The 13,003-nt window shown below is 68.3% G+C and carries 8 protein-coding genes; 1 reads left to right on the top strand and 7 read right to left on the bottom strand.

Annotated elements, in window-relative coordinates; all coding sequences use genetic code 11:
• From ACVBEQ_RS11765 to ACVBEQ_RS11745, 5 genes are all read right to left on the bottom strand, one after another.
• The coding region (locus ACVBEQ_RS11765; RefSeq protein WP_447153454.1) for an MOSC domain-containing protein at positions 1–915 on the bottom strand (915 nt) is incomplete at its 3' end.
• Positions 912–1,727, bottom strand: a complete 816-nt coding sequence (locus ACVBEQ_RS11760) for a class I SAM-dependent methyltransferase (protein ID WP_447153453.1) — start codon at positions 1,725–1,727, stop codon at positions 912–914. The genes ACVBEQ_RS11765 and ACVBEQ_RS11760, both read right to left, overlap by 4 nt.
• A 54-nt stretch (positions 1,728–1,781) precedes the next feature.
• Complete coding sequence (locus ACVBEQ_RS11755) at positions 1,782–2,948, bottom strand: endonuclease/exonuclease/phosphatase family protein (protein ID WP_447153452.1); 1,167 nt, start codon at positions 2,946–2,948, stop codon at positions 1,782–1,784.
• Positions 2,949–3,127: 179 nt separating this feature from the next.
• Entirely contained in the window at positions 3,128–4,348 is a 1,221-nt protein-coding gene (locus ACVBEQ_RS11750) for an ABC transporter substrate-binding protein (protein WP_447153451.1), read from the bottom strand.
• A 277-nt stretch (positions 4,349–4,625) separates the two neighbouring features.
• Positions 4,626–5,618: a LacI family DNA-binding transcriptional regulator gene (locus ACVBEQ_RS11745; protein ID WP_447153450.1), complete on the bottom strand. Its 993-nt coding sequence runs from the start codon at positions 5,616–5,618 to the stop codon at positions 4,626–4,628.
• A gap of 363 nt (positions 5,619–5,981) precedes the next feature.
• Between ACVBEQ_RS11745 and ACVBEQ_RS11740 the strand changes: the two genes are divergently transcribed.
• Entirely contained in the window at positions 5,982–7,637 is a 1,656-nt protein-coding gene (locus tag ACVBEQ_RS11740; protein WP_447153449.1) for a glycoside hydrolase family 13 protein, read from the top strand.
• Positions 7,638–7,678: 41 nt separating this feature from the next.
• On the opposite strand, the gene ACVBEQ_RS11735 is transcribed toward ACVBEQ_RS11740, so the two are convergent.
• Together ACVBEQ_RS11735 and ACVBEQ_RS11730 are read right to left on the bottom strand one after the other, a co-directional pair.
• A complete protein-coding gene (locus ACVBEQ_RS11735; RefSeq protein ID WP_447153448.1) occupies positions 7,679–11,293 on the bottom strand; it encodes a S8 family serine peptidase in 3,615 nt (1,204 codons plus the stop codon).
• A 303-nt stretch (positions 11,294–11,596) separates the two neighbouring features.
• Complete coding sequence (locus tag ACVBEQ_RS11730) at positions 11,597–12,994, bottom strand: sensor histidine kinase (protein WP_447153447.1); 1,398 nt, start codon at positions 12,992–12,994, stop codon at positions 11,597–11,599.
• Positions 12,995–13,003: the final 9 nt, after the last annotated feature.

The raw sequence follows: 13,003 nt of genomic DNA, 5'->3' as shown, positions 1-13,003 counted from the left end.
CACGGTTGCCGAGTACCACGGACAAGCACGAATCGATGAGGCACCGTCCCGACCGGGCAGCCGGAGGGCGACGAACTGTCCCGCCGATGCGGCCGGCAGCGGAGAACCGTCAACCGACCCGAGCCGCAACGAACGGACCTCGTCACTCTCGTCCACGATGCTGATCACCTGTACCGGGCGGAACCCGGGCCATGCGACGGGTGGAGCGGCGGCCGCGTCGGTGAGCCCGACGTTGCCCGTTTCGCCCGGCGCCGTGGCCAGCATCGATCTGAACGACCCCTGCCAGCCCGGGCTCAGCGCGGTGATCCGCAACGCGCGGGCGATCGCCTCCCGGTCATGACCAGGCAGGTAGAGCAATCCGTCAACGTCAGCAACGCTCACCCGTTCGGGACCGCCTCCCGAACGGATCAGGAGATCGCCGGCGGCGACAGTGCCCTCGCGTAGCACCCGCAGGTAGAAGCCGGGTCGCCGGTGCGACACCAGCAGTGCAGGCAGCCGTGGTTCGCCCAGCCGGAGGCCTACCCGGTAACAGGTGACCCGGGGCTGGCTGACCTCGAACAGGGCCTCCCCGATGCTGAAGCGGTCGCCGATGCAGACCTCGTCGTCGGGAAGACCGTCGACGGTGAAGTTCTCACCGAACGCCCCGGGCTCAAGGTCCTCCCGACCCAGGAACTCCCGCCAGTGGTCATAGGCGTCCACCTGGTACACAAGGACCGCGCGGTGTGGCCCGCCGTGCCCGCCGAGATCACCCTGCCCGTCACCGTCGATGTTGAGCGAGCGCACCATCCGCGGTCCGTCCACCGGCCGCTTCCAGACCCCGGTGTGCACGGTCCGGCCGTTCCACGACACGTCCTTCGGCAGGCCCACATTCACCGCGACCAGCCGTCCCGCAACGTCCTCCGATGCGACGGTCACGGCCGACTGCCGAACGTGTACCGCACCTCCTGGTGAACATTCAGCGCGCCGGAGCCGCCACGGACTTCGTCGACCAGGTCGGTGATCTGCTGCCTCAGCCCCGGTCGCTCCGCTTCCGGAACCGCCTCCCACATCGCCCGTTGGCCGTGCGACCAGGAAAACTCGATGAGCTGCTCGGCGTTGCGAAAGGTCGCACGGACCGTCTTGCTGACCGTCCGGATGTCGTTCAGGCCGGCGCCTCGGAACAGCTCCTCCACGCCCGCATCGGAGGCGAAAGGGCCACGCGCCCCACTGGTCCGGGCGTCCAGCATCCCCTGGGAAAGGTACGGAAAGAAGGTCGCGTCGATGCGTTTCCAGTTCGCGTCCTGCGGGCCGAACGTGCTGATCCCCAACCGACCACCGGGGACCAGCAGGTCCGCCCACCGAGCCATCGCACCGGCCGGGTCCGGGAGGAAGAACAGCACCAGGGACGAGGCGATGACGTCGAACGACGACGGTGGGAGGTCGGGGGCAACGGCATTGCCGACGCGAACCCGCACCTGGGGGAGGTCGGTGGCCTCCGCCGCGGTCAGCTCGACCATTCTCGGCGACAGGTCGATGCCGACGACGGACCCCGTCGACCCGACCGCCTCCGCGAGTGGGAACAGTGCCGCACCTCGACCGCAGCCGATGTCGAGGGCACGCTCGCCGGGCTGGACCGCCAGCTCATCGACGAGTCGAGCGGCGATGGGCCGGAACCAGGGGACACCAACGGCGTCATAGGTGTCCGCGGCTCGGTCGAACACACCTGCGGGACCCTGCAGCGATGACATTGCGGCACCTTCCCACGACGGCGCAGCGCTGACCACACGAAAAGGAATGGATCCTCAGATTTCCAGATCGACGAAAACAGCAGCGTGGTCGGAGGCGGCGTGGCGCGAGCCGGTGATCTCGTCGTAGATCGGCCAATCACTCGGTTTGTTCTTGTTCTTCGGGTTCCCCCACAGCCCTCGTCGGAAGACCCCGCCGGTGGTGGCGGTCGCGGCGAGTTCGGGGGACAGCAGGATGTAATCGAGCCGGTTGCCAAGGGAGCAGGACTGGAAGGTGCCGGGCCGTGGTCCGACGTCGAAGCCGGGTAGGTCGTAGACGCTCACCAGCGGTGTCCCGGGATCGAGCAGTGCTTCGAGCGTGGGGTGATGGGTGGGGTCGTTGCGGTCCGGCCCCTTGTTGAAGTCGCCGACGATCGCGATGTTGACCGCTCCCTCGGCGCGCAGGTCGTCATAGATCGCCCGGACGCGATTCGCCTGCCGGGTCCGCAGCGGATCCGGATTGCCGGACGAGAACGACTGCGATTTCAGATGATTGGGCAGGACGTAGATCTCGTTTCCACTGGGGAGGGACAGCCGGTACACGGGGCAGTCGCGGGAGAACAGGGGGCGATCGGGCCGTGACGGGTCCGGATCGTCGACATGGCTGCGCATCCACATGATGTCCACACCGGCCGCCGCGTACAGGCCGACGTTGATGCCGCGTGGGTCGTTGCCGTCGATGAGCATGCCGTGCGGGTAACGGCTGTCGAGCAACTCGGTGTTGAACTGCACCAGCGCGGGACGGTTCTCGGCCTCGACCATGCACAGCACGTCGGCGCCGACGTCGGTGATCACCCTGGCTGTCATCCGGATCGCCACCTCGTCGACCGGCTCGGTCACCAGTTCCACCCAACCCGACCAGTCGGCCCGGCCGGTGGCGACGATGCGGGGCTCGGCGTTCGTCGGCGCGACCAGGAAATCACCGCGATTCTCCCGGAGCAGCGCCCAGGCCTGGAACGGCTGCGGATTCGGCCGAACTCCCGCCCTGGTGGTGACTAGGACCCGCAACGTGAGCAGCGCGGCGAGCATGTTGCGCTTGTCCTGCTCGCTGTACTCCGCCTGCGCGGCAAGGGTATTGAAGGTCCCGTACGCCATCAGGACCGGGCCGCCCTCCGACCAGGTTGCCGTGTCCAGCGCCTTGGCGCGGGCGAAGAGATTCTCCACATTGAACGACGCCAACCTCATGTCAGGTCCCCTCCCCGCGAGCCGGCGATGCCGCCCACCCTGCCGTCAGGAGCGGTGAGCGAGCCAACCGGATACATCCTCCCCGCCCGAGGGAACAGCGGACAGTGGACGACGGAGAGTCGAAGGGCGCCGGGACGGACTTCCGTCCCGGCGCCTTCGTGAACCGCGGCGCGGCTACCTCAGCTGGTAGGCCACGCGTTGTCGATGTTCGCCAGGGTCGTTGCATCGTCCTGACCGGTGATCCATGCGGTGAACTGCTTCCACTCCGCATCCGAACCGACAGATGCCGGCATCAGGTCGGAGGCATCGAAACGGAATACGGTCTCCGGGTTCTGCAGCACCTCGAGGGCCGTCCGCTGCACGGGGCTCGGCACCGAGGACGGCTCGAGTCCCTTGTTCGCGGAGATCCAGCTACCCGCCTTCGCCCGGGTGTTCGCGTACTCCGGGGTGGTGATGTAGTACATGAAGGCCTGCACCTCAGGGCGGTCCGCGAACGCCGCGTAGAAGGTACCGCCGCCCAGGACGACCTGTCCGAAGTCGGTCTTGATCGGCGGGAAATAGAACGCGTCGATGTCGCCGTCCGGACCGATCTCGACGTTCTGGTAGTTGGAGTCGAAGTTCGCCGCCTGGCGGGACAGCGTGCACTTGCCGTTCAGGATGAGCGGCGCCACATCGTTGAACTCGGTCGAGGCGATCGTCGCGACGTCACCCAGACCGGCGTTGACGTACTTCGGGTTCTTGATCAGGTCACCGACCTGCTTGAGGGCGTCGGCGACCTGCGGGTCGCTGAACTTGACCTCGTGGCTGACCCACTGGTCGTAGACATCGGGGCCGGCAAGACGGAGCACGTACTCCTCCAGCCAGTCGGTGATCTGCCAGCCGGTGGCCTCACCGGACTTGATGCCGATGCACCACGGCTTCTCACCGGTCGCGCCGATCTTCTCGGTCAGCGCGGTCAATTCCTCCCAGTTCGTGGGAATCTCGTAGCCCTTTTCCTCGAAGGTCTTCGGCGAATACCACACCAGCGACTTGAAGTCCGCATTGTTCGGAATGCCGAAGGCAATGTCGTTGACGGTGCCGTAGGTCAGCCAGTCGGCCGGGAAGTACTGCTGGGACAGCGCTTTCACCGACTCGGGAAGGGGCTTGACGGCGCCGGTGGCGTTCACGATCTGGCTGAGCAGCCCGGGCTGCGGGAACATCGCGACGTCCGGCGGGTTGCCGCTCTGCACGCGGACGACGATCTGAGCCTCGAATTCCTTGCTGCCCTCGTAATTCACCGCCGCGCCTGTGCACTCGGTGAACGGCTTGTACGCCTCGACGTAGGGCTTGTCCTCGGGTGCGACGATCACGGTGTAGACGTTGACGGTGGTGCCCGTCAGGTCACCGAACTCGCTCTTCACGGCGTCGCACCAACCGCTGTCCGGGCTCACCGGTCCGGCGCCGAGCTGCTGCCTGCGGTGTCAGAGCTGCCACCGCACGCCGTCAGCACCAGAGCCAGCGCGCTGACACCGACGACAGTGGCGGTGAACGATCTTCTTGCCGGTTTCCAGGTCACTCGGTTGACCCTCCGTTTCTCGTGGTCGAGGTGTGCGGATGACACCCCCGATATGGAAACCTTTCCAATCCAGTTCCGCAAGTAGGGGCGGCAAGATGGGGGTAACGATTGAGTAACCCGGCTCAGCGGGTCGGTGGGGCCGTGCTGCCGCGGACCACCAGTTGCGTCGGCAGTGTGACCGCCTGCGGAACCTGCTCGCCGCTGAGCAGGGCAACAAGGTTCTCCGCGGCGAGTGCGCCCTGCTGCGCCACCGGCTGGCGCACCGTCGTGAGGTCGGCCAGCGCGGCGTGCGGGTGGTCGTCGATGCCGACGACGGAGATGTCCTGCGGGGTGCGCAGTCCCGCGCGTCGCAGGGTCCGCAGGGCGCCCAGTGCTACCTCGTCGGAGTGTGCGTAGACCGCGGTAGGCGGTGTCCGCAGGCCGAGCAGCCTGGCCATCGATTCCGCCCCGTTCTCGCCGCCCCAGTCGCTGCTGGCGACGAGCTGATCGTCGACGGGCAGGCCGGCCTCCCGCAGCGCGGCGTAGTAGGCGTCCGACCGCCCCGAGATCAGGGTGGGTTGATCGGGGTCCATCGCCTCGAGCATCCCGATCCGCCGGTGCCCGAGGTGGATGAGGTGATCCATCGCCTGCCGGCCCGCGACTTCGTCGTCGATTCCGACGTGCGGATAGTCCGCCGCCTGGCCGCCCGCGGCGACGGTCCGGACGCCCATCAGGTTGAGCCGCCGGTGTTCGGCTTCGGTGAGCTGGAAAGCGACAACGATGACCGCGTCCACCTGCCGCCGGGCCGGCAATCGCTCGAAGAAGTCGCGCCGGTCGTCGAAATCTCCGACGGCATAGAGCAGCACATCCAGGCCGGCCTCGCGCAGGACGCTCTGCATCCCGGTCACGATCGCGCCGAAGAACCAGCGGTCCAGATGTGGGACGACGACCGCCACCCGCCCGGTGATGCCCAGCCGCAGGCTCGACGCCTGCGGGGACACGACGTACGACATCTGCTCGGCCACCGCCAGCACGCGATCTCGGGTCGCCGGCGAGACGCCGGGTGCGTCCCGGAGCGCGCGTGACGCGGTACCGAGTCCGACGCCGGCGATCCGGGCGATGTCGGGCAGCGTCACGCGTGGCGAAGATGGGGGTTTCGCAGTCACCCTTCACACGATATCCTCGCGGAAAGGATTCCACCGAGCGCCCACCCAGGACCGGAAATTGGGGGAGTGAAACCGCCGCGGCGGGGAACAGACGTTCAGATACCAGGGCAAGACCCGCCGACCGGTGCCGCCGTGATGGGGCCCGCACAGCTCCTCTCCCTCCAGGGCGCATGGAGGGTGGGGATTCAAGGCCGCCGACGGGGTGCGGGTCCAGCAGTCCCGCACCCCGTCGGCGGTGGCACGTCATGCCGACGACCCCGTCGCCCCTTCACCGAGCCTGCAGATCCATGTTCCGAGCCCATCCCTCCGAACGCCGACTCCCCAGGAGCCCGCATGGTCAACGACACCCTTCCAGCGGTCGACCCCGACTGGTGGCGGACCGCAGTCGTGTACCAGATCTATCCGCGCAGCTTCGCCGACTCGAACGGTGACGGCATCGGTGACCTCGCCGGCGTCCGCAGTCGATTGCCCTATCTCGCCGATCTCGGGGTGGACGCCATCTGGCTGACGCCGTTCTACCCGTCCCCGCTGGCCGATGGCGGGTACGACATTACCGACTACCGGGATATCGACCGCCGCCTCGGCACACTCGACGAATTCGACCGGCTGTTGGAGGACGCCCACCGCCGTGGCATCCGGATCATGGTCGACATCGTGCCGAACCACACGTCCGATCAGCACCCCTGGTTCGGGGAGGCCCTGTCGGCGCCACGCGGATCGGCGGCCCGGGATCGCTACGTCTTCCGGGACGGCACGGGCCCGAACGGAACCGAGCCGCCGTCGGACTGGAGATCGCATTTCGGCGGAAGTGCATGGGAGCGACTGCCCGACGGGCAGTGGTACTGCCATCTCTTCGCCAGGGAACAGCCGGACCTCAACTGGGCGAACGAAGAAGTCCGGCAGTATTTCCTCGACACGCTCCGGTTCTGGGCCGATCGCGGCGTCGACGGCTTCCGGGTGGACGTGGCGCACGCACTCGCGAAAGACCTCAGCGAACCTCTGCGCAGCCAGCCGTCTCTCGACCTGGAACTGCCGGTGGACGGTACCGATCCGCTGTATGACAGGGACGAGGTGCACGGCATCTACCAGGAATGGCGGAAAGTTTTCGATGAATACGATCCGCCCCGCATGGCCGTCGCGGAGACCTGGCATCCGACCAGCGCCCGTACCTATCTCTATGCCCGTCCCACCGAACTCGGCCAGGTCTTCGACTTCTCCCTGTTGAAATCGGAGTGGAGCCGCGAGCAGTTCCGCCGGGTGATCGGCCGCTCGATCGACGACCATCGGGGCGTGGGTGGCGGCCTGACCTGGGTGCTGTCCAGCCATGACGTGCCTCGTCATCCCTCCCGCCTGGCGCTTCCGCCCGGGATCCACCCGGACAGCTGGCTGGCGAGCAACGGGACGTCGCCGGTCGTGGACGCGGAATTGGCACAGCGGCGCGGACGGGCGGCGTCCCTGATGATGCTGGCGCTGCCGGGTTCCGCCTACCTCTTCCAGGGTGAGGAACTGGGACTGCCGGAAGTGGCCGATCTTCCTGTGCATGCGCTGCAGGATCCGGTCTTCGAGCGGACCGGGCACACCGTCAAGGGTCGCGACGGCTGCCGAGTCCCCCTGCCGTGGAAGCGATCCGGCTCGTCGTTCGGGTTCGGTAGCAACGGCGCCTGGCTGCCCCAGCCGCACGATTTCGGTGAATACTCGGTCGAGGCACAGGACGGCGTCACCGGTAGCACCCTCGAGTTGTACCGCGAGGCGTTGGCGCTGCGGCGGAAGCTGCTGACGGCCGACAGTGCGCTGGAATGGCTCGACGTGCAGGAGCTGGACGTCCTGCACTTCCGGCGCTCCAACGGCTGGGAGTGCCTGGTCAATCTGTCCCCGGCCGAGCTCCCGCTCGACTCCCAGCGGGAGGTGCTGATCAGCTCCGCGCCGTTGACCGGTGACCGGATTCCGCCCGAGACGACCGTCTGGCTCGCTCCGCAGTCACCGCGCTGAGAAGCCGGCCGCTCCCCCTGCTGAGCGGCCGGCCCCACGAATCAGCCGGGGATGTCGCACCTCGCGATGCGGCTGAACCGGTGCCCGCCGGCCGTCACGCCGGTCACCGACACGTCGACGGCGGACGTTCCAGGGACCGCCGAGGAGAAGGTCGCCGTTCTCGTGGTGGACCGTCCGCGAAAGTTCAACGCGGACGTCGACGAGTCGAACAGCGACGGCTTCCCGGATCCCACCAGTGCCTGCTCCAGCAAAGGCAGTTTCGCGAGATTCGGATCCAGGTCGGGCGTGTCCGGCTTGTCACGAAGATCGACACGGTCCAATTCGTCCCGATGCTTGGTGATCACGTCATCGATGGAGATCAGTGGCACCGCAACGGTTCCGGAGAACCGCGGCGAGCGGGTCAGCTTGTCCGGGTCATCGAGCCGGGCCCGGAGGGTGAGCTTGCCCGCTCCGACCGACTTCGCGGGCGGTGCGATCTGCAGGCCGAACGGCGATTCACCGTGCACACCCCAGGTGTAGCCGTGCGGCCCCTTCGCGTCCCGGGCTCCGACCCGGAGCGTCCATTCGCCCGGCTCCGGGGCATCGATCCTGATGACCAGGTAACTCGAGCCGGTGGTCACCACATTGCCCGGGGTGGCGGCGGTGATCACCGCGGCCGACGGGCTGGTCAGCGTCAGCTCGACGGGACGCGTCGGGTCGTGCCAGCTCACCACGAACGCTGCCGATGAGACCGTGTCGTCGATGAGAGCGGAATGCATGTTCTGCAGCTTCCGGGCGTGCCGGATCGCCTCGCCCAGAGGCGATGTCGGCGAGAGCAGGCCGATCAACTCCGGCCGATCGGAGGCGACAGCGGCGAGATCCTGCGGTCCCGGAACCAATCCGCCGATGCCGTCGACCTCGTCGCTGCCGGCGGCGATGACCTGCTCGCCGCCGACGAGAGCCTGCAGGTGGACGTAGATCTCGTGCAGCTTGCCGTTGTCCGCGGCGCTGTGCACGGACTGGAACAGACCACCGCGGGCGGCGGCGATCCCGGCCAGCAGGATCTCGTCGCTGGCCACGCCGAGCGAGACGGTGTAGACCTTCGTCGTTGCCGGCACCGAGGGCAGCGCCTCGGTGAAGTCGGGCCCGCTGTACCAGGACGGTGGAGAGTTGGTGAGCCCGCCGCCCACCCACGGCGGGGTGTTCTCGTGCCCGTCGCTGAGCAGCACGATGGCCTGCGGATGCGTGGCATCGCCACCGGCGGCCAGGTCGCCGACCGCCTGCTGCAGGCCCGCGCCGATCGACGTCGCACCGGCGGGAGTGATGGTGTCGATGGCTGTCGTCAGGGCGTCCTGAGTGGCGGCACCCGCGATCGGCACCACCGGGCTGACGGTGGCCGGCGCGTGGTCGAACATCACCACGCCCGCCCGGTCGCTGATCCGCAGCACGTCGATCAGCTGCTTGGAGCGCTCGCGCGCGGGCGTCATGAAGTTGTAGAACCCCATGCTGCCGCTGCGGTCGACAACCTCCACGACGTCAACGGGTTCCGGCGAGAAGCCGACGCCGTTGGAGATGGCCAGGGCGAAGTCCTGCCGCAGCGCAGGTGCCAGCGCCGGGATGCCGAAGGGTACGGACAGCCCGTGCACTTGCACCGTGTAGGTGCCGGCGACCGGTGCGGCGATGTGCACCCGCTGCACGTTGTTCGTCACCGTCGGGAAGGCGGTGACGTCGCCGTCGACGGCAGCGCCGCCACCCGGCGCGACCACCCGCAGGTAGAGCCGGTTCTGCAGTCCTTTCCCGGGACGGTCGGTCCACACCAGGGTGATCCGCAACGGCTGCCCCGGGTCCGCCACGGTCACCGACATCGTCCGGATCTCGCCCGTGGCGACGGCCAGCTGCACGTCATCGCTGAACGATTGCTGGCCGGCGCCAGGAGGTGTCAGCATCTGCTGCACATCGAGCCAGCCGAAACCACGAGTGTTGTCGGGCGCGGCGGGTCCGCCGCCGGGCACCGCGGCGGCGTTGACGATCATCGCCTTCATCAGCGCCGCGGACGGGTTTGCCAGGCCTCGTCGCTGACGCAGGTACTGGCGGAGGATCGCCACGCCGCCGCTGGTGATCGGCGTGGCCATGCTGGTGCCTGAGTCGTAGAAGTAGTTCTGCTGGGCCAACGGTCCGGAACCGGCCGGTGCGGGCGGGGTGGTCTCGTTCCAGGTACCGAAGAACGGTGCGCCGGGCAGGCCCCGGCCGACGGCTTCCGCGTGGGTGGCGACGCCGTCCGCGTCGTCGGCGTAGAAGGAGTCGACGTTCGGGTCGTGCGCGAGCCCGTCCGGGCCGCGATCAGCGGTGCTGACCGTCGACCGGCAGGACAGGATGAACGAGCCCGGCGCGACGATGTCGGGCTTGGTCCGGGTGTCGCCGGTGTCGTTGACCGGACCGCGGCTCGAGAACGTGGCGATGTCGCTCGCGTTGTCAGCCTGGCCGGCGATCCCGTTCAGGGTCAGCGGCACATTCACCTTCAGGGTCGCCGGGTTGTGGTCGGCGTCCTGCAGGTTCGGGTTGATCGAGATCGCCGCCGGCAGCGGGCGGACGCTCTCCGCGGCGCCCACCGTCAGGCAGTTCTTCGCCGTACCCGGTGCGCTCACCGTCGACGCCCCCGGCCCGGAATTGCCGGCGGCGATCACCACCAGCATGTCGGGGTGATTGAAGACGAAGTCGTCGACGTCCTCGGAAAAGGCGGTGTACTTGCCGAGGTTGTTGTTCGAACCCCAACTGTTGGAATGGATCCGGGCGCCATCGCCGTACGCGTCGGTGAAGACGCCGGTAACCAGGTCAGCGGGGACGCTGAGACCACTGGAGTTGTTGGGTCCCATCGAGAGCACCGTCAGCCGGGCGCCGGGGGCCATGCCGCGGAGCGTGCCGTTGGAGTTGGCGCCGTCACCGGCGATGCTCCCGCAGACGTGGGTGCCATGGTTGTTCAGGTCCGCACCGTTCGCGGGGAGCTTCGTCACGGTTGCCCGGATGTTCACCACCCGGCCCGCGAAGTCCGCGAGAACCGTTGCGGGTACGCCGGTGTCGAGCCCGCTGTCGGCGACACCGACGATCTCACCTGCGCCGTCGAGTCCGAGGGTGGTGCTGATCGGTTCCGCCCGGGTCAGACCACGGGCGATGTTGTTCTGGGTCGTCACGTCCGGCAGGACCTCCGCGCGCAACACCCCGGGCACCGCGGCCAGGTCGGCGAGCCGCCCCGTGGTGGTGTGGACGACCGCCCGCCGGGCACTGGCTTCACCCACCTCGCCGACGCCGCCGAGTGCCGTGGTGGTCTCCGCGGTGTCGATGGTCTGATCGAGGGTGACCAGGACGTCGACCGCCTGCTCGGCGACCCGATCAAGAGGCGCGCCGGAATCGCCGAGGGCGCCCACTCCCGCCACCGCCGCTCCGCCGGTCACCCCGGCGGCCAAGGTCGGATCCAGCTTCTCGATCGGGTCGAACGTGCTGACGTCCCGAATGTTGCTCAGCGCCAGCACATCCGCCGGCGCAGCCGCGGTTACGCCCCTCACCCGGTAACCGCCATCGGGCAGCCGGTCGACCACGCGCAGGCCCAGACCGGCCAACTGGGCGATGTCGTCCTCGGACAGCGGGTCGGTGGTTCGCAGGCGCAGATCTTCGATGGTCATCGCGCTCCCTCGGTGCAGTCCGGCTGACCTGGCGGCCCCCCGGCCGGGACCCGCCCCGTTGTTCGGGGGCAGGACAGCGGCGGTCGTGCCGCTCACCCTTCGGGAGACCAGGACAAACAGAACTGATACCGCACGGGCTGCTGCCTGGATAGGTCCGGGCGGGTTGTGCGGCCGGCGCGGTCGAGTGCCATAGGTGCAGGGAGATCCTTCCGCTGAGGGTCGGAAGTCCCTGCTGGGACGTCACTGGACGGGGCTCACCTCAGCGTGGGATGCCTCGAACCCGGCGCGGCCGACCGCGCGGCATCACCCCTGACGGTGGGTCGCACGCCGCGGGAGGCGGACGAGGAACGTCGTCCCGGCCGGAGAGGATTCGATGCTGATCTCCCCGGCGTGCCGTTCGACGATGATCCGGCGGGAGATGTCCAGTCCCAGGCCGGTGCCCTCGCCGACGCCCTTGGTCGTGTAGAACGGATCGAAAGCGCGGGCCTGGACCTCCGGCGGCATACCTGTTCCGGTGTCACTGATCTCGACGATGACATGATCCGTATCGGCGCTGGTGCGCAGGGTCAGCGTGCCCGTCCCGGCCATGGCGTGGACGGCGTTGTCGATCAGGTTCGTCCACACCTGGTTCAGCTCGCCGACGTTGACCTCGACCGGCGGGACGTCGTCGCCGTACGTGCGGACCACCGCGATGCCGTCACCCAGTTTGTGACCCAGCATCACCAGGGTGCTGTCCAGGCCTTCGGTGATGTCCGTCCGCTGCAATGATGCGCGGTCCATGTGCGAGTACGACTTCACGGCGGCGACGAGTTCGGAGATGCGGCCGGTCGATTCTTTGATCTCCGTCAGCAGGGTGGCGGTTGCGAGCGAACTGGCCACCCATTCGAGCCCGCTCCCGAGCGCCGGGCCGTCGAGGATCTCGGCGGCCCGGTCGCACCATTGGAGGTCGAGCCCAGCGGCGGCCAGGGCCGGGGCGACGGTCCACCCGTTGTCCACGCCGTGCTCGGCGAGCCAATCGGAAATGGCATCCTCACGGTCCGCCAGTTCCAGCGGCTTGAGTTTCCCGGTGACCGGTGGGATGGCCTGCCGCAGCTTGTCGAGTTCGACGAATTGTTCCGCTGAGATCGAGCCCTGGGCGAGGCGTCCCAGTGACGACAGCAGCGTGGCAGCGGTCTCCTGCAGCGCATCGACGGCACGGGTGGCCGCGGACGCCGGATTGTTGATCTCATGCGCCAGGCCGGCCGCCAGAGTGCCGAGCGCGACCAGGGCCTCGCGCTGGCGCGCCATCGATTCGATGTTGCGCACGGTGTGGACGAGCCCGCTGATGAAGTGCACGCCGAAGGGGAACCAGACGTTCGCCAGGTCCCGCAGCCGTTCGGCGGGGACCCGCAGCATCCTGCCGGCGGTCGCCGCGCGGGCGGTCGCCAGGTAGACGCCGGAGCTGTCCCAGGCCTGGAAGCCGCCGGCCCACTGCCCCGGTCTTTCCATGTGGCCGAGCACCGTCTCCTCGTGCCCGACCGTGCGCAGCAGATCGACTGTTCCGGCCAGCAGCACCCACCAGTGCAGGGCCGGACGTGCCTCCTGGAAGAGCTCCTTACCTGCGGTGAAATGGACCTCCTCGCCCACCGCGACGAGCTGGGCGAGCTGCGCGTCGTCGAGTCCGTCGAACAGGGAGATGGACCTGAGTTCGGCGGGTTCCACCACGCGAGA

Source organism: Nakamurella sp. GG22 (assembly GCF_052976845.2).
Note: the sequence above shows the minus strand (reverse complement) of the source record. Positions and strands in the feature narration are given on the sequence as shown.